We start from the raw sequence: 17,507 nt of genomic DNA on the forward strand, positions 1-17,507 counted from the left end.
TCGGCAGAGCGGACGGCGCGGGTGCGGGTCGTCGTACTGTACGAGGGGGAGCAGACGACCCGGCCGCCTCTTGCGAGGGACTCAGTCAAGCGACTCGCGGACCGGCGCAACAGAGTGCGCAGCGGGACGGTTCGGGCATTCCGTTCACACCCCGTGTGAATCGTGCTCCACTGGGGCGACACGTCTCGGCGTGCCGACCCACCGGAGGGGCAATGGGGGCAATGGAGCCCAACACCTTGCTAGAGGCTCTGATCGACGAGGCGGGCGTCTCCCGGGCCGGGCTCGCCGCGCACATCAACCAGGCCGGCCGCGCCAGGGGGCTCGGCCTGCGGTACGAACACACCGCCGTCGCCCGCTGGCTGAAGGGGCAGCGGCCGCGCGGCCAGGTGCCCGACCTGATCTGCGAAGTGCTGGGCAACCGCCTGCGCCGGGCCGTCTCGCTCGGCGACATCGGCATGGCGGCCCTCGGCGGCCACGTGCCCGCGCAGGGCTCCTCGCTCACCGGATTCGTCGAGCGGGCCACGGCGTTGTGGCGCTCCGACGAGCAGCAGCGCCCGCACGTCGTCGCCGCCCCGGCGGTCACCGGAACCACCGCGGTGATGCCCGTCTGGGAGTGGGAGAACCCGCCGGAGGACGCCGATGTGTCCCGGGCCGGCCCGACCCGCGTCAGCATGGCCGACATAGCGACGCTGCGCGCCGCCCGCGCCCACTACGAACTGATGTACCGCAAGGCGGGCGGCATCGCGACGCGTTCGCGCATCGTCGGTTTCCTCAACGCCGAGACCGCCCCGCTGCTGCGCGGCGGCTACAGCGACGCGATGGGGCGCCAACTGCACCGCGCGACGGGCGGCCTGGTGGCCGTCGCGGGCATCTGCGCCTACGACTCCGATGCGCACGGGCTCGCCCAGCGCTACTTCCACCAGGCACTGCGCCTGGCGAAGGCGAGCGGGGACCGGGGGCTCGGCGGCTACGTGATCGCGCTGCTGGTCAACCAGTCGCTGTTCCTGGCCGACTACCGGCAGGCCGTGGCCTTCGCCGAGGCGGCGCTGCGGGCCGCCGGACGCGACATCACCCCCGCGCTGGCCGCCGATCTGCACGCGATGCAGGCCAAGGCGTACGCCCACCTCGGCGACGGGGCCGGCGCCCTGGAGTGCATCCGGCGCGCCGAGTCCGAGGCCGGGCGCATCCGGCCCGGCCAGGAACCGGACGAGACGGGGTACGTCCAGCCGGGTCTGGTCAACGTCCAGGTGGCCGAGGCACTGCTCGGCCTCGGGGACCTGACGGCGGCCCGGGAGCACGCCGCGGCAGCGGTGCGGACCCCCGCGCACGACCGGGGCCGGGTCCACCGGCTGGCCATGCTCACCACGATCGAGCTGCGGCGGGGCGAGGCCGACCGGGCGGCGGTCACGGCCGTCGAGATGGCGGAACGGGCCAGGGGCATGGAGTCGCAGCGGCTGCGCGACCGGCTGCGGTCGGTGCGCGAGCACCTGGTCGCCAGCGGCAGCACCGACGCGGAACAGGCCGCCGAAATCGTCGACGGGGCGCTGCGCGTACCGCTGTGAGCCCCGGTCTGCTGCGATATGGCCACCTACTAGTCAGAAGGTGGCAGAACTGTGCAGTGGACGAACCTGAACGAACAGACTGTGTACGAGAATCGCTGGTTCCGGGTCAATCTGGCAGATGTCGTACTGCCCGACGGTGACCACCTCGACCACTACGTCATCCGGCTGCGCCCCGTCGCGGCGGCCACCGTCGTCAACGAGGCGAACGAGGTCCTGCTGCTCTGGCGGCACCGCTTCATCACCGACAGCTGGGGCTGGGAGATCGCCGCGGGCGTGGTCGAGGACGGCGAGAGCCCGGCCGACGCGGCCGCCCGGGAAATGGAGGAGGAGACCGGCTGGCGCCCCGGACCGCTGCGCCCGTTGCTGACCGTGGAACCGTCGAACGGGCTCACCGACGCGCGGCACCACTTCTACTGGGGCGAACAGGCCGACTGGACCGGTCACCCCTGCGACGCCTTCGAGTCCTCGCGCCGGGAGTGGATACCGCTCAAGCTGGTTCCCGACATGATCGCGCGCGGTGAGGTGCCGGCCGCGGGCATGGCCGCCGGGCTCATGATGCTCCATCACTTACGGCTGGGCTGAGGCGACCGGGCCGGCTCACGTCCCAGGCCGTGCGCGCGTCCAGCCGGGCGCCACGTGCGGACGCGGAAACGGCCGAGGGGCCGGCCGGAGGATTCCGGCCGGCCCCTCACGGGCACGTGGTGAGCAGGTGTCAGGCGTACGGGTAGAACCCCGAACCCGTCTTGCGGCCGAGCCGGCCCGCGTCGACCATCCGCTGGAGCAGCGGGGGAGCGGCGTACAGCGGCTCCTTGTACTCGGCGTACATCGAGTCCGCGACCGAGGCCACGGTGTCCAGGCCGATCAGATCGGCGAGCTTGAGCGGGCCCATCGGGTGCGCGCAGCCCATCTCCATGCCGTTGTCGATGTCCTCGCGGCTGGCGATGCCCGACTCGAACATCCGGATCGCGGAGAGCAGGTACGGGATCAGCAGCGCGTTGACGACGAAGCCGGACCGGTCCTGGGCGCGGATCGGGTGCTTGCCGAGTATGTCCTGCACCACGGCCTCGGCCCGCTTGACCGTCTCGTCCGACGTGGTCAGCGCGGGGATCAGCTCGACGAGCTTCTGCACCGGTGCCGGGTTGAAGAAGTGGATGCCGATGACCTGGTCGGGGCGCGAGGTCGCGACGGCCAGCTTCACCAGCGGGATCGAGGAGGTGTTGGAGGCGAGGATCGCGTCCTGGCGGGTCACCACCTGGTCGAGCACCTGGAAGATCTCGGTCTTGACCTGCTCGTTCTCCACGACGGCCTCGATGACGAGGTCGCGGTCGGCGAACTCACCGAGGTCCGTGGTGAAGCTGAGGCGGCCGAGGGTCTCGTCGCGCTCCTCCTCGGTGATCTTGCCGCGCTCAGCGGCCTTCGAGAGGGAGTTGTAGAGCCGGGTGCGGCCGATCTCCAGCGCCTCGCCGGTGGTCTCGGCCACCTTGACGTCGAGGCCGCTGCGGGCGCACACCTCCGCGATGCCTGCGCCCATCTGGCCACAGCCCACCACTCCGACGCGTGCAATGTCGGCCATAGAGTCCGTCACCTCGTGCCTTTCGCTGTTCTCCGTTCGGCGGCTTCCGTCTGATTCCGGGCTCCACCAGGACCCCACGACGTTACTCCGCGCCTTACCAGGGATCGGGGGCCGGGGCGGGCATGCTCGGCTTTACGCCCGGATTGCGGGGGTTGTGGACGAGTGCAGAGAGACGGCAGGTGCAAAGAAATGCGACAAATCGCCCGAAGGGACTTTGTGGTGGGGGCGGCCGGGACGGTTGCGGCGGTGGTGGCCCCGCTCGCGTCGGCCGGTGCCGCGTCGGCGGCCGGGGCGGCACGGGGGCATGCGGTCGGTGCGGGCGGCGGATCCCGTGACGTGCAACGGCTCGAGCTCCGGGGCATGTGGGTGGCGACCGTCGCCAACGTCGACTGGCCCTCGAAACCCGGTCTGTCCGCCTCCGCGCAGCAGGCCCAGCTGATCGCGTACCTCGACGAGGCCGTCGACCGGAAGCTGAACGCGGTGGTCCTCCAGGTCCGCCCGTCCGCCGACGCGCTGTGGCCCTCGCCGTACGAGCCGTGGGCCCAGTGCCTCACCGGCGTCCAGGGCAAGGACCCCGGCTGGGACCCGCTGGGCACGGCCGTGAAGGAGGCGCACAGCCGCGGTCTGGAACTGCACGCCTGGTTCAACCCGTACCGGGTGGCCAACCACACCGACCCCTCCCGGCTGGCGGCGAGCCACCCCGCCAGGGTGCACCCCGACTGGGTGCTGCCCTACGGCGGGAAGCTCTACTACAACCCCGGTCTGCCCGAGGTCCGCGGCTTCGTGCAGGACGCGATGCTCGACGCGGTCCGCCGCTACGACATCGACGCCGTCCACTGGGACGACTACTTCTATCCGTACCCGGTGGCCGGACAGGCCTTCGCGGACGGCCCCGCGTACGCGAAGTACGGTGCGGGCTTCCCCGACAAGGCCGCCTGGCGGCGGGCCAACACGGACAAACTGGTACGCGAGATGGGTGAGCGGATCAAGGCGGTCAAGCCGGATGTCCGTTTCGGCATCAGCCCGTTCGGCGTGTGGCGCAATGCCTCGACCGACCCGCTCGGTTCGCCGACCGCGTCGGGTGTGCAGACCTACGACGATCTGTACGCCGACACCCGCGGCTGGATCAAGAAGGGCTGGATCGACTACATCTGCCCGCAGATCTACTGGAACATCGGGTTCGCCGCCGCCGACTACGCCAAGCTGGTGCCCTGGTGGAACGACGTGGTGCGGGGGACGGGCGTCGATCTCTTCGTCGGCGAGGCGCTTTACAAGGCCGGCGACCCCGCCCAGGGCGCGGCCTGGCAGGACCCGGCCGAACTCTCCCGCCACATCGACTTCGCCGCCGGGTACGACCAGGTCCGCGGCCACGTCTACTTCTCCGGCAAGGGCGTGGTCGCGGACCGGATCGGCGCCATGTCACAGGTGGTGGCCGACCACTACCGGACGCGGGTGCGCCCGCCCCGCTGACCGGCCTGCCGTGCGCCGTGCGCCACCGGGGCGGGCGAGCCCGACGTGATCCGAGCGGGGGGCCTCAGGCCCCCGCGCCCCGGTCCCGGGCAGGGTCGTGCTCCACGACGCTGTCCGGGCCGGGGGCCAGGAGATGTTCGTGCCCGTCGTCGAAGCGGACGCGGTACGGCGGAGTGCCCCCGTCCCCGAGCACCTCGACGATCTCTGCGACCCGGTCGTGCTGCCCCACGGTCCTGCCGTGCGTCACCAGCCGGTCGCCCGTGTGTGCCTCCATCGGGAGTGACCTCCTCACGGGTGGCGGTCCATGTCGACAAGTCTATGACCGCCGGACGGCTTCGCCCGGTGGGAGGGGAGCTTCCCGCCGGTGTGTCCGGCAGCCGTCACCGGCGCCGCCGGGCACCGCCCGCACGCTGGGTGGCCGCGATGCAGAAGAGAACCGCGACCGCCGCCACCGGCGCGGCAGGCGAGACCTCCTCGCCGAGCAGCAGGAACGACCAGACCAGGGTCAGCAGCGGCTGCGCGAGCTGGAGCTGGCTGGCCCGCGCCACCCCGATCTCGGCCATGCCGCGGTACCAGACGTACAGGCCGAAGAAGGTGGAGACCGCCGCCACCCAGACCAGACCGATCGCACCGTGCGCGGTCAGCCGCACCGGCTCGTACGGCAACGCGACCGCGGCGCCCGCCACCGCGAGCGGCATGGTGAGGATCAGGGCCCAGCCGATCACCTGCCAGCCCGGCATGACCCTCGCCAGCCTGCCGCCCTCGGTGTACCCCGCCGCGCACACCAGCAGGGCGCCGAACAGGTAGATGTCCCCGGTGGAGAGCGCCCCGCCGCTCTGCAGCACGGTGAAGGCGATCACCACGCCCGCCCCGGTGAGCGCCGCGATCCAGAACGCGCGGGGCGGGCGCGACCCGGTGCGTACGGAGGCGAACACCGCCGTGGTGAGCGGCAGCAGTCCCACCACCACGGCCGCGTGCGAGGTCGTCGAGGTCTGCAGGGCGAGCGTGGTCAGCAGCGGAAATCCCACCACCACACCGCCCGCCACGACTGCCAGCCCCGCCCAGTGCCGGCGCTCGGGCACCCGCACCCGGGCCGCGAGGAGCACGCTGCCCGCGATCACGGCCGCCAGCAGGCTGCGCAGCGCCACCAGGGACCAGGGGCCGAAGCTCTCCAGGCCCCACGCGGTGGAGGGGAAGGTCAGCGAGAAGGCGACGACTCCGAGTCCGGCGAGCAGTGTCCCGCTGCGTCCCGTCGGACGGGCCCCGGGGCCGCCGGGTGCCGCGGCCGGCTCAGGGGAGCCGGTGCGGTGCTGGCCGTCCGCAGCCGGGTCAACCGCTATCGTGCTGCCGTGGGTAGCGCTATCCTCTGCTGTCATGCATGAGCGTAGCAGCGTGGCCGAGCTGGCGAAATGCCTCCGAGACGATCTGAACCGCTACTCACCCGGTGAGAAGCTGCCGTCCAGTCGTGTCCTCGTCGAACGCTTCCGGGCCAGCCCCGTGACCGTCTCGCGGGCCATCGCGCAGCTCGCCGCAGAAGGGCTCGTCGTCACCCGGCCCGGCTCCGGCGCTTTCCGGGCGCAGCCCCGTACCGGCGCGGTGCCGCCCGGCGACACCTCCTGGCAGGAGGTGTCGCTCAGCGGTGACGGCGGCCCCGAGGTGATGCCCCGCACGGTCGACGCGTCAGGGGTGCTGGCCACCCTGGCCGCCCCGGCCACGGGCGTCGTCGAGTTCAACGGCGGCTACCTCCACAGCTCGCTCCAGCCCGAGCGTGCCCTCGCCGCGGCGCTGGCCAGGGCCGGGCGCCGCCCCGGCGCCTGGGGCCGCCCGCCGACCGAGGGACTGACCGAACTGCGGGCGTGGTTCGCCCGCGAGATCGGGCCCGCGCTCACCGCCGCCGACGTGCTGATCACCGCCGGCGGACAGAGCGCCCTCGCCACCGCGCTGCGGGCGCTCGCCCAGCCCGGCGCTCCGGTGCTCGTCGAGTCGCCGACCTACCCGGGCATGCTCGCGGTCGCGCGGGCCGCCGGGCTGCGGCCCGTGCCGGTCCCGGTGGACACCGACGGAGTGCGGCCGGAGCTGCTCGCCGCGGCCTTCCGGGCCACCGGCGCCCGGGTCTTCGTGTGCCAGCCGCTGTTCCAGAATCCGACCGGGGCGGTCCTCGCCGCGGACCGGCGCCCGGAGGTCGTCCGGATCGCCCGGGAGGCCGGGGCGTTCGTCGTCGAGGACGACTTCGCCCGCCGGCTCGTCCACGACGACGCCGGGCCGCTGCCGCGGCCACTGGCTGCCGAGGACCCCGACGGAGTGGTCGTGCATGTCTGTTCGCTCACCAAGGCGACCTCGCCCAGCCTCAGGGTGGGCGCCCTCGCCGCCCGTGGACCGGTACTCGAACGGCTGCGTGCCATCCAGGTCGTCGACAGCTTCTTCGTACCCCGGCCGCTCCAAGAGGCCGCGCTCGAACTCGTCGGCAGCCCGGCCTGGAGCCGTCATCTGCGCTCGCTGTCAGCCGAGTTGGGGTCCCGCCGCACCGCGATGACCGGGGCGCTGCGCCGGGAGCTGCCCGCTCTCGCGCTCCCGCACATCCCGGCGGGCGGCGGCAGCCTCTGGGCCGGCCTGCCCGACACCGAAGCCGGTACGGACGAGTCCGCCATGGTTTCCGCGGCTCTGCGCGCAGGCGTCGCCATCGCGCCGGGCCGGCCCTACTTCTGTGCCGAACCCCCGTCGTCCCACGTCCGGTTGAGCTACGCAGCCGTCGCCGGGCCGGCCGAGATCGCCGAGGGCGTGCGGCGGCTGCGTACGGCCTGGGCGGACGTCCTCGGCGGCCCGGTCGATAGTCTCCCGGCATGACCGAAACTCCCCAGCAGCGTTACGAGATCTCCTGCGACCCGTCCCGGCTGGACGCGGTCAGGATCCACAACTGGCTCTCCACGGACGCCTACTGGGCGCTGGGCCGCACCCTGGAGCGCCAGGATCTGGCCATCGCGGGCTCGCTCAACTTCGGTACCTACGACCTCGCTTCGGGCGAACAGGTCGCCTACGCCCGTGTGGTGACCGACCACGCCACCTTCGGCTGGCTCTGCGATGTGTACGTCGACCGCGCTGCCCGCGGCCACGGTCTCGGCGCGGGGATCGTCGCCGCGGCGCGCGACCACCTCGCGTCCCTGGGCGTCCGCCGGCTCGTGCTCGCGACGGAGGACGCCCACGGGGTCTACGAGAAGGTCGGTTTCAAGCCGCTGGACAGCCCCGGCAAATGGATGTCCCTCAACCTGGGCTGAGCCGGAAGCGCTTGCGGCCGCCCTCTTGACCTGCCAGGCGAACGGCTCCACGCTCACGCCCATGAGTGTTCGAGTCTCGCTCGTCGCCGCGGCACGCAACTCCTCCCTGCTCGGTGAGCGCTTCGACGACGACCGGCCGCTCGACGAGGCCGGCTGGCACGAGGTGCAGTACGCCGCCCCGGCCCTGGTGCCCCTCGGCGCGGCCGAACTGCGCTACTGCTCGCCGACCCCCCGCAGCCGCGCCACCGGCCAGGCGCTCGGTTTCGCCCCGCTGGTCCAGCCCGCCCTGCGCGACTGCGACATGGGGCGGTGGCGCGGCTGCACCCTCTCCGACGTCACCGCGCGCGAACCGGCGGCCGTGGACGCCTGGCTCGCCGACCCGCGCTCCGCGCCGCACGGCGGTGAATCGCTGCTGGAGTTCATCTCCCGGATAGGGGGCTGGCTGGACACGCGGCCCGCCTGCGACGGGGCGATCGTCGCCGTCGCCGAACCGGCCGTGGTCCGGGCCGCCCTCGTCTACGCACTGAGGGCCTCGCCGTCCACGTACTGGAACGTCGACGTCCGCCCGCTCTCCACCGTCACGCTGACGGGGCTGCCCCGCCGCTGGAGCCTCCGCCTCGAAACCGGAGCCCGCTGACCGGCGCCGCGAGAGCGCGGCGAAGGATCGTGGCGCCCCCATGTCTTCCCGCCGGTCCGACCAGTCGGTACGTTGTCCGGGACCGAGTCCCACCAGGCATGTCCCAGGCGAGGGAGGCCACCGTGCCGCAGATCCACGGGCACTGCGACGAGCGGTTCTCCGCGGTGCGCGGCGCGTTCGAGGCGAATTTCCGCGACCGTGACGAACTGGGCGCGGCCGTCACCGTCCTGGTCGGCGGACAGCCCGTGGCCGATCTCTGGGGAGGCTGGGCCGACGCCGCCCGCACCCGCCCCTGGGAGCAGGACACGCTGGTCAACGTCTGGTCCACCAGCAAGGGGCCGACTGCGCTCTGCGCCCACGTCCTCGCCGACCGCGGCCTGCTGGACCTGGACGCCCCGGTCGCCACCTACTGGCCGGAGTTCGCCGCGGCGGGCAAGGAGGCCGTTGCGGTGCGGCACCTGCTCTCCCACCGTGCGGGCCTGGCGGGACTCCGCGAGCCGCACACCCTTGCCGAGCTCTACGACTGGGAGCTGACCACCGCCCGGCTGGCGGCGACCGAGCCGTGGTGGGAGCCCGGCACCCGCTCCGGCTATCACGCGATCACGTACGGCTTCCTGGTCGGCGAGGTGGTCCGGCGGATCACCGGCATGCTGCCGGGGGAGTTCCTGCGGCAGGAGGTGACCGGCCCGCTCGGCATCGACTTCACCATCGGCCTGCCCGAGAAGGAGGCGGGGCGCGTCGCCGAACTCGTCGTCCCGAAGGCCGACCGGGCCCAGCAGGCCGCACTCTTCGCGCGGATGGAGCCGGTCGCCGTCGCCTCGCTGCTCAATCCGCCCACCGGCGCGGCCGCCGCCAACACCCCCGAGTGGCGGGCGGCCGAGATCCCCGCGGCCAACGGCCACGGCACGGCCCGGGCGGTTGCCGCGCTGTACGGGATCTTCGCCGGACGCGGCAGCTTCGGCGGCCGGCGGATCCTCTCCGAGGAGGCCGTCGAACGGGTCCGGGAAGGCCAGGGGCGCTGCCGCGACCTGGTGCTCGGCGAGGGCCTCGGCCGCGACAGCGAGATCGGGCTCGGCCTGTGGCTGAGCGGTCCCGACGGCGGCTACGGCCCCAATCCGCGTGCCTACGGCCACGACGGCGCGGGCGGCTCCTGCGGTCTGGCCGACCCGGAGGCCGGGATCTCCCTCGGGTACGTCATGAACCGGATGGGCCCCCACATCGCCGACGACCCCCGTAAGTCGGCGCTGATCGAGGCGGTGTACGCGTCACTGTGACCGGCGCGCGGCCCGTCACGGCGCGGCCGCCGGCGGGACGGACTCGCCCTCGGTGTCGATGTGGGGGAGCACCCGGTCCAGCCACCGCGGCATCCACCACGCGCTGAGGCCCAGCAGCGTCATCACCGCGGGCACCAGCAGCAGCCGCACGATCGTGGCATCGACGAGCACACTGACCGCAAGCCCGAGCCCCAGCATCTTGACCACGATGGTGTCACTGAGGATGAAGGCGGCGAACACGCTCACCATGATCAGCGCGGCGCAGGTGATGACCCGGGCGGTGATCTCCAGCCCGTGCGCCACGGCGCCCTTGCTGTCCCGGGTGCGCAGCCACGCCTCGTGCACGCGCGCGATCAGGAACACCTCGTAGTCCATGCTCAGACCGAAGACGATCGCGAACATCATCATCGGCACGTAGCTCTCGATGGGCACCGTCCCGGAGACGCCGAGCGACGGGCCGCCCCAGCCCCACTGGAAGACCGCCACCACCACCCCGTACGACGCGGCGATCGACAGGAGGTTGAGGACGGCGGCCTTCAACGCGACCAGGACGCCGCGGAAGACGATCAGGATGATGACGAAGGCCAGGCCGACCACGACGGCGATGATGAGGGGGAGGCGGCTGACGATGATGTCGAGGAAGTCCTCCTGGGCCGCGGTCGTGCCGGTCACGTAGGCGGACGCCTTCGTACCGGACACCCCCTGCGGCAGCACGTCGTCCTTGAGGTGGTTGAAGAGCGAGGTCGTGCCCGCGTCCTGCGGGGCCTCGGTGGAGACGGCGTTGCCGATGAGCAGGGCCCGTCGTCCGTCGGCTGGAGCGGACTCACGCTGGCCGCTCCGGGACATCGGTGAGCGCCTTCTGGAGGCTGCTCGCCAGCGCCGAGCGGTCCGCGCTCGGAACCGCCCGCTGATCGACGACGAGGGTGAACGGGCCGTTGGCACCCGGCCCGAACCCGGTGGAGATGAGATCGAAGGCGCGCCGGTCGGTGAAGCTCGTCGGGTCCGCCCCGTCGTCGATGTGGCCGAGGCGGATCGAGAACAGCGGGATGGCGAGAACACCCACCACGACGAGTCCGGCGAGCAGGAACCACCAGGGCCGCCGCTCCACCCGCTGCGCGTACCGGTGCCAGCCGCCCTGCGAGGCCGTGCCCGGCACGGCCCCGCCCTCGGCGACCGGCGGCCGGACCCGGTAGCGGTCGATCCGCCTGCCGATGAGGCCGAGCAGGGCGGGTACCAGGGTGATCGCGCCGATGACCGCGGTGATCACGGTGACCGCGGCGGCGGCCCCCAGCTTGCCGATGAAGCTCACCCGGGAGACGTACAGCCCGGCCAGGGCGACGATGACGGTGCAGCCGGAGACCAGTACGGCACGCCCGCTGGTGGCCACCGCCCGGCCGGCGGCCACGACCGGATCGGCGCCGTCCATGACCTGCTGACGGTGCCGGGTGATCAGGAACAGCGCGTAGTCGATCCCCACGCCCAGCCCGATCATGGTGGCGAGGGTGGGCGAGACGCTCGCGAACGTGGTGAGCGCGGCCACCAGCGACAGCAGGCTGAGCCCGACGATCACGCTGATGAGCGCGGTGAGCAGCGGGACGCCGGCCGCGATGATGCTGCCGAATCCGATCAGCAGCACGATCACCGCGACGCCGAATCCGATGGCCTCACTGGTCAGGTCCGTGGTCTCGGGCCTGGCGAGTTCGCCCAGCGGTCCGCCGTACTCGACCTCCGCACCGGCGGTGCGCAGCGGCTTCACCGCCGTGTCGACCTGGGCGAGGTAGGCCTGGTCCAGCGAGGTCGGGTTCACGTCGAACCGCACGGTGATGTACCCGGTGGCGCCGTCCTTGGACAGTGAGCTGGACGTCGACGAGGACGAGGAGGGCAGCGGGTTCTGGGCGGAGAGCACGTGCGGCAGCTTCTGCAGGTTCCCCACCACCTGGTCGACCTGGCTCTGCAGGTCGGTCAGGGGCTTCTGCGCATCGTGCAGGACCACCTGCGCGCCGGTGCCGCCCGCGGCGGGATCGTGCGCCTTCAGCAGCTCGGCCCCCGTGTTCGACTGGGTGCCGGGCAGGTTGAAGTCGTCGGAGTACGTACCTCCGAACGCACTCTGGAGGGCGTGCAGCCCGCCGAGGGCGACCAGCCAGGCGATGATGACCACGACGAAATGGCGGGCACACCATTGGCCCAGCCGCAGCAGCCACCCCCACCGGACTTCTTCGGTGCTGCGTACGTGCTGCTGCTGGGCGGGACCATGCGTTCTCCCGGAGGAAGGGACAGGCCGTTCAGCCGGGGCGCGCCGCGTCCCTTGTGTCCACTTCGAGAACGTAGATGCCGGTGCGGCGCCCCGGGCCCGCGACACGTCCGGCGTCAGTGCGGTTCCGCCGCACGGCCGGTCACTCCTCGTGCGCGGGAGGCTCCTGGGCGGCGGACCCCGGAGTGCCGGACTCCTGGGAGGCGACGAGGAGTGAGAGCGCCTCGGTGATGCCCCTCTCGGCGGTCGCCTTGTCGACCCCGAGGCCGGTCAGCAGACCCGCCCCGTCCTCGTACTCCAGCAGGGCGAGCAGGATGTGTTCCGTACCGATGTAGTTGTGTCCCATCCGCAGGGCCTCGCGGAAGGTGAGCTCCAGGGCCTTGCGCGCGTCCGCGTTGTACGGGATGAGCTCGGGCAGTTCGCCCTCGGTCGCCCCCGGCAGGGCTTCGGTGGCGGCCTGCCGAACGGTGTCCAGGGGCACGCCCTGTGCCCTGATGAACGCCGCCGCGAGCGCGTCCGGCTCGCTGAGCAGGCCGAGCACGAGGTGTGCGGTGCCGATGTCGGTGTTGGCCGCGGCACGCGCCTCGTTGTGCGCGGCCATCACGACGTTCTTCGCCCGCGGGGTGAAGCGGCCGAAGCCCTGGCTGGGGTCGAGGTCGGAGCCCTCCGCGGGGTCCTTGGCGACGAAGCGCTTCTGGGCCGCCTGCCGGGTCACCCCCATGCTCTTGCCGATATCGGTCCAGGACGCGCCGGAACGGCGTGCCTGGTCCACGAAGTGGCCGATCAGGTGGTCGGCCACGTCGCCGAGGTGGTCGGCGGCGATGACGGCGTCCTGGAGCTGGTCCAGGGCGTCGGGGTGGACCTTCTTGATGGCTGCGATGAGGTCGTCGAGACGGACCGGGTTCGTCATGCCTGCGGGATTCGTCATGTGTCAACCCTAGGTTGACACTCGCTGCACTGTCAACCATCGGTTGACAGTGCAGTCATTCCGCCGGGTGCGCACTCGCCTCCCCACCGCAGAACACGCACCCCGTCCCGGACCCCTGCGAGAACAGGACCCGATGGCGTACGCAGCAGACGTCAGCGGCCTCGTCGGGCCCGGGGAAGGAGTGGCCGGGAGCGGTGCCCACGGGCTCGAAGGCCTCGACGATCGCCCGGTACTCCCGCAGCTGGTCCGCGGCGAACGGCGGCTCGTAGCCCAGCTCGTCCCACCGGTGCCGGCGCAGTGCCAGATCGAGCACCCGCAGAACGAAGCCCTTCGCCGCGGCCCGCTCCTGCGGGGACGGCCCCCAGTCGATCTCCGCCAGATCGAAGCCGACGGCGCCGCGCCCCACGGCGTTCTGGTCGTGCCACGTCAGCAGGGCGGCGAACCGGTGTTCCCAGGGGCGCTCGGCGAGTTCGGAGACCGCCAGGAGGAGCACGTCGAGGAAGACCTCCGTCCCTCCGTTGGAGAGGTGCAGTCGCCGTCCGCCGCCGCCGAACACGTTCGCCATCCGGGCAAGGTACCGCTCGGACTCCGCGGCCACGCCATGGTGCGAAGGCACCCCGGTACGACGGAACGCGCCGGCCGACGGTGTTCGTCGGCCGGCGCGTTCCGTCAGCTGTTCCCTGAGCGGACCGGGATCAGAGGGTTCCGGAGTCCGCGATGGTGACCTTCGCGCTGGTCCGGCCGCTCTGCGAGCCGAGACCCTCGATCTTCTTGACCAGGTCCAGGCTCTGCTGGTCCGCGACCTCGCCGAACACCACGTGCTTGCCGTCCAGCCACGACGTCACGATGGTCGTGATGAAGAACTGCGAACCGTTGGAGTTCGGGCCGCTGTTCGCCATGGAGAGCAGGCCGGGCTTGGTGTGCGCGAGCTTGAAGTTCTCGTCGTCGAACTTCGCCCCGTAGATGCTCTTGCCGCCGGTGCCGTCACCGCGGGTGAAGTCACCGCCCTGCAGCATGAACTCGGGGATGACCCGGTGGAAGGACGAACCCTTGTAACCGAAGCCGTGCTCACCGGTCGCCAGCTGGCGGAAGTTCTCCGCGGTCTTGGGAACGACGTCGTCGTACAGGTTGAAGACGATCCGCCCGGCGGGCTCGTCGTTGATGGTGATGTCGAAGTAAACCTTGCTCGTCATGGAGCCATCCTGACATCCGGCCCGCCCGCCCCGACGGGCGGGCGCGACGAAACACCGCACAAGGGTGACGGGACACGGGCATGTGGTGGCCGTGACAGCGGCCCGCGGCTGCGCACCTTCACGCCCCGGTGCTGCCGTCGGTCCCCTCGCGGAGCAGGTCGGCGTGGCCGCTGTGGCGGGCGTACGCACCGATCAGGTGCGGGTGGATCCACCGCGGGGTCACCTCGGCGCCTCCGAACGGGACGGGCGGCGGCATCGGGCGTTCGGTGTGCGTCATGGTCACCGATGGTGCCGGCCGGGTCGGACAGCCCGAGCCGTCACGGCCGGCGGCGGGGCTTGCCGCGCTTGGCCCCCGACGCGCCCTTGGAACCTCCGGCGCCCTTGGAACCTGAGGCGCCCTTGGAGCCCCGGGCGCCCTTGGTGCCCTTCGCGCCTCCGGATCCCTGCCGTGCACCCTTCCCCGCCGCCGCACCGGCCGCGGGCTTGCGCCGGGCGCCGGGGGAGTCGGATGCCTTGCTCTTGGGCTGGGCGGCGGGCGCGCTGCGGCCCCGGGTGCTGTTCACGGTCCGGCCCCGGACGATCCCGATGAAGTCCTCCACCAGATCCGTGGTCCTGTCCTCGGGCCACGACAACGCGATGCGGGACTCCGGGGCTTCTGACAGCGGCCGGTACGTGAGGTCCTTGCGGTGGTGCAGGCGGGCGAGGGACTGCGGGACGGCGAGGACGCCCACCCCGGCCGCGACCAGCTCGATGGCGTCCGCCGTCGTGGCAGGGCGCTCGATCGCCGGCCGGCCCGGCAGGCGCTCCCACCCGAGGGTGTCGTCCAGCGGGTGCAGCACGATCTCGTCGGCCAGGTCCTCCACGGACACCTCGTCGACCGCCGCCACCACGTGGTCCTTGGGGATCACGACCACGGTCGCCTCGGTGTAGAGGGGAATCGCGCTGAGATCCGTCCGGTCCACCGGCAGCCGTACGAAACCCGCGTCGGCGCCACCGTCGTGCAGCAGGGCCGACGCCTCGGCGGCGGGCACGGCGACGAGGGAGAGGGGGACGTCGGGCAGGCGCTCGTTCCAGATCCGCACCCACTTGGTGGGCGTCACCCCCGGGACGTACGCGAGCCGGAACGAAGGGGTTGCTTCCGAGCCTGTCACCCCGCCAGGTTACCGGTCGTGGTCAGAGGCGGCGCACACGCTCGATACTCTTGACCTCATGACGTCGCACCAGACCACCCAGACAATGAAGCCCGCGACCGCGGCGAAGAAACTGGGTGTGTACCTCGAGGCCACCCCCACCGAGTTCCAGGAGGGTGTCGTCTCGCGCACCGAGCTGGCGGCACTCCAGAGCGATCCGCCCGAGTGGCTGCAGGAGCTGCGGCGCAACGGCCCGCACCCCCGGCCCGTGGTCGCGGCCAAGCTCGGCGTCTCCATCTCCGGTCTCGCACGCGGCGGCGTCACGGACGCCCTCACCACGGAGCAGATCGACGCGCTGAAGCAGGAAGACCCCGAGTGGCTGCAGAAGGAACGCGCCACCCAGGCCGAGGTCCGCAAGGAGACGGTACGCATCAAGGAGCGGAACGCGGAGCGCAGCGGCCAGTCGCAGGAGCCCCGTTCCTGACACCTGCCCCGGCGCTCGGCCCCTCCCGCTGACCCTCTTCGAGCGTTACGCCCAGGGGCCGGGCGCCGCCTCCTCGCGGGCGGCCATCGCTCCCGGCACAGTGGAGCAATGAACGCACACGAGTTGAATCTCGGCCGCTCCCGTGTGGCGACCAGGCTGCCGGCGCAGGACCTCGACCGGGCGAGGCGCTTCTACTCCGAGACGCTCGGCCTGGATCCCGTCGACGAACGGCCCGGTGGACTGCTGTACCGGTGCGGGGGCGTGGACTTCGTGGTCTTCCGGTCGACGGGGGCCTCGCCCGGGGCCTTCACCCAGATGGCGTGGGAGGTCGACGACATCGAGGCGGCTGTGGCGGAGCTCAAGCGACGCGGGGTGGTGTTCGAGGAGGTCGACGCCCCCGGTTTCCGTACGAGGGACGGGATCGCCGAGATCGAAGGCAACTACCCGAGCAAGGGTGCACGGGGAGAGCGCGGCGCCTGGTTCCATGACAGCGAGGGCAACCTGCTGGGCATCGGTGAGCTCGTCGTGTGAGCCGTTCAGCGGATCGCCCCGAAAGGGCTGGACCGCGCGGCTGGGAAGCCGCAGTCAGATCGTCGCGGCGTGCGACAGGAACAGGACGGCCGTCGACAACGCCAGCATGCCCAGGCAGTTCAGCCAGAACTCCTGCTTGAGGTACCGCGCCCGGTAGTGGGCGCAGGCGGCGCACACGAAGTAGGCGATCACCGCGACGTTCGTCGTCACGCCGACCCCCGTATACCGGAGTCCGGCGACGAGCCCCGCCGCCGCCAGGAGCTTGATGACCACGAGCGTCCACCACCACTCGCGCGGGAAGTGCACTCCGTCCAGGCACTGCTGGATGAACATCGGGGGCCGCACCGACAGGATCGCGTCGGAGAACAGGATCACGGCGAGCAGTGCGGTGGGCCACCAGGGGTCCGGAGTGCTGATCATGGCTGAGTTCCTTCGTGGTGGACGACGAAACGGATGACGTCTCGGAACTGCGCGATCGCGGCCTGCTGGTCCAGGGCGCCGTTGCTGAGGGTCATGAGGATGCCCAGGTAGGTGAAGTAGAGGGTGCGCGAGCCGGCGCCCGCCTTCGTAGCGGTGAGCGGCGTGCGGGCCAGCAGGGTCTCCAGTTCGGTGAGCAAGGCCTGGGCCAGGGCCTGGAAGACCACTGATTCATGGGTGCCGCGGACGATGACCGCGGCGTACTCCCGGGACAGTTCGAGGTCGAGGGCGAAGTAGGTGAGGAAGGGCTCGACGAGGTTCAGGACCTCCTGGGCCGCCGCGGCGGGGGTCAGCGGCGCCACGTCGCCCTGCGCGAGCCTGCCCTCCCGCCCTTCGTGCACGGCGGCGATCCAGGTGTCGAAGATGGCGACGAGCAGGGCGTCCTTGTCGCCCACCGACATGACGGTGCCCGTGCTCACTTCCGCGTCGCCGGCGATCTGACGGATCGTGCTGGCGCCGAATCCCTGCTCACGGAACAGCCGTTCCGCAGATGACAACACCTTGCGCCGCGTCGCCTCCCGCTGGGCCGCCCTTGACTGAACCCGTTCAGTGAACATGTTCAGGAGGATAGGGCGCGAGGCCCGCACGCACAAGGGAAAGGGTGGGCCCGGCGGTGTTCGGCAAGGGTCGAGTCCGCGGGCGGCTTCCGGAGCGTGCGGCATCGGCTCCCCGCGCCGGGGATGGCCGGATCGTGCGCCCGGGCGTCGCGGGAATCGGGGACAATC

19 protein-coding genes and 1 pseudogene are annotated in these 17,507 nt (G+C 71.9%); 9 read left to right on the forward strand and 11 right to left on the reverse strand.

Annotated features, from left to right (window positions below):
• The first annotated feature begins 221 nt into the window (after positions 1-221).
• Positions 222-1,562, forward strand: a complete 1,341-nt coding sequence (locus tag LNW71_RS27795) for a transcriptional regulator (RefSeq protein ID WP_250970712.1) — start codon at positions 222-224, stop codon at positions 1,560-1,562.
• Between the two features lie 51 nt (positions 1,563-1,613).
• Positions 1,614-2,144, forward strand: coding sequence for an NUDIX hydrolase (locus tag LNW71_RS27800; RefSeq protein WP_250970713.1), 531 nt, complete (start codon positions 1,614-1,616; stop codon positions 2,142-2,144).
• Positions 2,145-2,274: 130 nt separating this feature from the next.
• On the opposite strand, the gene LNW71_RS27805 is transcribed toward LNW71_RS27800, so the two are convergent.
• A complete protein-coding gene (locus LNW71_RS27805) occupies positions 2,275-3,135 on the reverse strand; it encodes a 3-hydroxybutyryl-CoA dehydrogenase (RefSeq protein ID WP_250970714.1) in 861 nt (286 codons plus the stop codon).
• A gap of 189 nt (positions 3,136-3,324) precedes the next feature.
• On the opposite strand from LNW71_RS27805, the gene LNW71_RS27810 reads away from it, so the two are divergent.
• Positions 3,325-4,605, forward strand: coding sequence for a family 10 glycosylhydrolase (locus tag LNW71_RS27810; RefSeq protein WP_250970715.1), 1,281 nt, complete (start codon positions 3,325-3,327; stop codon positions 4,603-4,605).
• A gap of 64 nt (positions 4,606-4,669) precedes the next feature.
• On the opposite strand, the gene LNW71_RS27815 is transcribed toward LNW71_RS27810, so the two are convergent.
• Both LNW71_RS27815 and LNW71_RS27820 read right to left on the reverse strand, forming a co-directional pair.
• Positions 4,670-4,879 (reverse strand): DUF1918 domain-containing protein, encoded by a 210-nt coding sequence (locus LNW71_RS27815; RefSeq protein WP_250970716.1) that lies wholly within the window; start codon positions 4,877-4,879, stop codon positions 4,670-4,672.
• Between the two features lie 106 nt (positions 4,880-4,985).
• Positions 4,986-5,981 (reverse strand): DMT family transporter, encoded by a 996-nt coding sequence (locus LNW71_RS27820; RefSeq protein ID WP_250970717.1) that lies wholly within the window; start codon positions 5,979-5,981, stop codon positions 4,986-4,988.
• Between LNW71_RS27820 and LNW71_RS27825 the strand changes: the two genes are divergently transcribed.
• The 4 genes from LNW71_RS27825 to LNW71_RS27840 all read left to right on the forward strand — a co-directional run bounded on the left by LNW71_RS27825 (position 5,980) and on the right by LNW71_RS27840 (position 9,788).
• On the forward strand, positions 5,980-7,449 hold the full coding sequence (locus LNW71_RS27825; protein WP_250970718.1) for a PLP-dependent aminotransferase family protein: 1,470 nt from the start codon (positions 5,980-5,982) through the stop codon (positions 7,447-7,449). The genes LNW71_RS27820 and LNW71_RS27825 overlap by 2 nt on opposite strands.
• Positions 7,446-7,877, forward strand: a complete 432-nt coding sequence (locus tag LNW71_RS27830; RefSeq protein ID WP_250970719.1) for a GNAT family N-acetyltransferase — start codon at positions 7,446-7,448, stop codon at positions 7,875-7,877. Before LNW71_RS27825 ends, LNW71_RS27830 begins: the two co-directional genes overlap by 4 nt.
• A gap of 61 nt (positions 7,878-7,938) precedes the next feature.
• On the forward strand, positions 7,939-8,514 hold the full coding sequence (locus LNW71_RS27835; RefSeq protein ID WP_250970720.1) for a histidine phosphatase family protein: 576 nt from the start codon (positions 7,939-7,941) through the stop codon (positions 8,512-8,514).
• A gap of 98 nt (positions 8,515-8,612) precedes the next feature.
• A complete protein-coding gene (locus LNW71_RS27840; protein WP_250970721.1) occupies positions 8,613-9,788 on the forward strand; it encodes a serine hydrolase domain-containing protein in 1,176 nt (391 codons plus the stop codon).
• A gap of 15 nt (positions 9,789-9,803) precedes the next feature.
• Here the strand turns inward: LNW71_RS27840 and LNW71_RS27845 are convergent.
• The 6 genes and pseudogenes from LNW71_RS27845 to LNW71_RS27870 all read right to left on the reverse strand — a co-directional run bounded on the left by LNW71_RS27845 (position 9,804) and on the right by LNW71_RS27870 (position 15,311).
• Positions 9,804-11,985, reverse strand: a pseudogene (locus LNW71_RS27845) (MMPL family transporter).
• A gap of 196 nt (positions 11,986-12,181) precedes the next feature.
• Positions 12,182-12,967, reverse strand: a complete 786-nt coding sequence (locus tag LNW71_RS27850; RefSeq protein WP_250970722.1) for a Clp protease N-terminal domain-containing protein — start codon at positions 12,965-12,967, stop codon at positions 12,182-12,184.
• A 55-nt stretch (positions 12,968-13,022) separates the two neighbouring features.
• Positions 13,023-13,532 (reverse strand): hypothetical protein, encoded by a 510-nt coding sequence (locus tag LNW71_RS27855; protein ID WP_250970723.1) that lies wholly within the window; start codon positions 13,530-13,532, stop codon positions 13,023-13,025.
• A 130-nt stretch (positions 13,533-13,662) separates the two neighbouring features.
• The gene (locus LNW71_RS27860; RefSeq protein WP_250970724.1) at positions 13,663-14,160 is read right to left on the reverse strand and encodes a peptidylprolyl isomerase; all 498 of its coding nucleotides are present in this window, start codon (positions 14,158-14,160) and stop codon (positions 13,663-13,665) included.
• A 118-nt stretch (positions 14,161-14,278) separates the two neighbouring features.
• A complete protein-coding gene (locus tag LNW71_RS27865) occupies positions 14,279-14,437 on the reverse strand; it encodes a DUF664 domain-containing protein (protein WP_374119457.1) in 159 nt (52 codons plus the stop codon).
• A 40-nt stretch (positions 14,438-14,477) separates the two neighbouring features.
• Positions 14,478-15,311: a LysR family substrate-binding domain-containing protein gene (locus LNW71_RS27870; protein ID WP_250970725.1), complete on the reverse strand. Its 834-nt coding sequence runs from the start codon at positions 15,309-15,311 to the stop codon at positions 14,478-14,480.
• A 58-nt stretch (positions 15,312-15,369) separates the two neighbouring features.
• Between LNW71_RS27870 and LNW71_RS27875 the strand changes: the two genes are divergently transcribed.
• Positions 15,370-15,774: a DUF5997 family protein gene (locus tag LNW71_RS27875; protein WP_250970726.1), complete on the forward strand. Its 405-nt coding sequence runs from the start codon at positions 15,370-15,372 to the stop codon at positions 15,772-15,774.
• Between the two features lie 108 nt (positions 15,775-15,882).
• Positions 15,883-16,305: a VOC family protein gene (locus LNW71_RS27880; RefSeq protein WP_250970727.1), complete on the forward strand. Its 423-nt coding sequence runs from the start codon at positions 15,883-15,885 to the stop codon at positions 16,303-16,305.
• Positions 16,306-16,359: 54 nt separating this feature from the next.
• On the opposite strand, the gene LNW71_RS27885 is transcribed toward LNW71_RS27880, so the two are convergent.
• Together LNW71_RS27885 and LNW71_RS27890 are read right to left on the reverse strand one after the other, a co-directional pair.
• On the reverse strand, positions 16,360-16,725 hold the full coding sequence (locus tag LNW71_RS27885; RefSeq protein ID WP_250970728.1) for a DoxX family protein: 366 nt from the start codon (positions 16,723-16,725) through the stop codon (positions 16,360-16,362).
• Positions 16,722-17,339 (reverse strand): TetR/AcrR family transcriptional regulator, encoded by a 618-nt coding sequence (locus LNW71_RS27890; protein WP_250970729.1) that lies wholly within the window; start codon positions 17,337-17,339, stop codon positions 16,722-16,724. The genes LNW71_RS27885 and LNW71_RS27890 overlap by 4 nt, the downstream gene beginning before the upstream one ends.
• Between the last annotated feature and the right edge of the window lie 168 nt (positions 17,340-17,507).

The organism is Streptomyces sp. RKAG290, assembly GCF_023701695.1.
Lineage (GTDB): Bacteria > Actinomycetota > Actinomycetes > Streptomycetales > Streptomycetaceae > Streptomyces.

What these genes read in the sequence shown, in the direction of transcription:
- LNW71_RS27795 (WP_250970712.1), top strand. Translation starts at nt 222, where the DNA reads ATGGAGCCCAACACCTTGCTAGAGGCTCTGATCGACGAGGCGGGCGTC.
- LNW71_RS27805 (WP_250970714.1), bottom strand. Translation starts at nt 3,135, where the DNA reads ATGGCCGACATTGCACGCGTCGGAGTGGTGGGCTGTGGCCAGATGGGC.
- LNW71_RS27810 (WP_250970715.1), top strand. Translation starts at nt 3,325, where the DNA reads ATGCGACAAATCGCCCGAAGGGACTTTGTGGTGGGGGCGGCCGGGACG.
- LNW71_RS27815 (WP_250970716.1), bottom strand. Translation starts at nt 4,879, where the DNA reads ATGGAGGCACACACGGGCGACCGGCTGGTGACGCACGGCAGGACCGTG.
- LNW71_RS27825 (WP_250970718.1), top strand. Translation starts at nt 5,980, where the DNA reads ATGCATGAGCGTAGCAGCGTGGCCGAGCTGGCGAAATGCCTCCGAGAC.
- LNW71_RS27820 (WP_250970717.1), bottom strand. Translation starts at nt 5,981, where the DNA reads ATGACAGCAGAGGATAGCGCTACCCACGGCAGCACGATAGCGGTTGAC.
- LNW71_RS27830 (WP_250970719.1), top strand. Translation starts at nt 7,446, where the DNA reads ATGACCGAAACTCCCCAGCAGCGTTACGAGATCTCCTGCGACCCGTCC.
- LNW71_RS27835 (WP_250970720.1), top strand. Translation starts at nt 7,939, where the DNA reads ATGAGTGTTCGAGTCTCGCTCGTCGCCGCGGCACGCAACTCCTCCCTG.
- LNW71_RS27840 (WP_250970721.1), top strand. Translation starts at nt 8,613, where the DNA reads ATGTCCCAGGCGAGGGAGGCCACCGTGCCGCAGATCCACGGGCACTGC.
- LNW71_RS27850 (WP_250970722.1), bottom strand. Translation starts at nt 12,967, where the DNA reads ATGACGAATCCCGCAGGCATGACGAACCCGGTCCGTCTCGACGACCTC.
- LNW71_RS27855 (WP_250970723.1), bottom strand. Translation starts at nt 13,532, where the DNA reads ATGGCGAACGTGTTCGGCGGCGGCGGACGGCGACTGCACCTCTCCAAC.
- LNW71_RS27860 (WP_250970724.1), bottom strand. Translation starts at nt 14,160, where the DNA reads ATGACGAGCAAGGTTTACTTCGACATCACCATCAACGACGAGCCCGCC.
- LNW71_RS27865 (WP_374119457.1), bottom strand. Translation starts at nt 14,437, where the DNA reads ATGACGCACACCGAACGCCCGATGCCGCCGCCCGTCCCGTTCGGAGGC.
- LNW71_RS27875 (WP_250970726.1), top strand. Translation starts at nt 15,370, where the DNA reads ATGACGTCGCACCAGACCACCCAGACAATGAAGCCCGCGACCGCGGCG.
- LNW71_RS27880 (WP_250970727.1), top strand. Translation starts at nt 15,883, where the DNA reads ATGAACGCACACGAGTTGAATCTCGGCCGCTCCCGTGTGGCGACCAGG.
- LNW71_RS27885 (WP_250970728.1), bottom strand. Translation starts at nt 16,725, where the DNA reads ATGATCAGCACTCCGGACCCCTGGTGGCCCACCGCACTGCTCGCCGTG.
- LNW71_RS27890 (WP_250970729.1), bottom strand. Translation starts at nt 17,339, where the DNA reads ATGTTCACTGAACGGGTTCAGTCAAGGGCGGCCCAGCGGGAGGCGACG.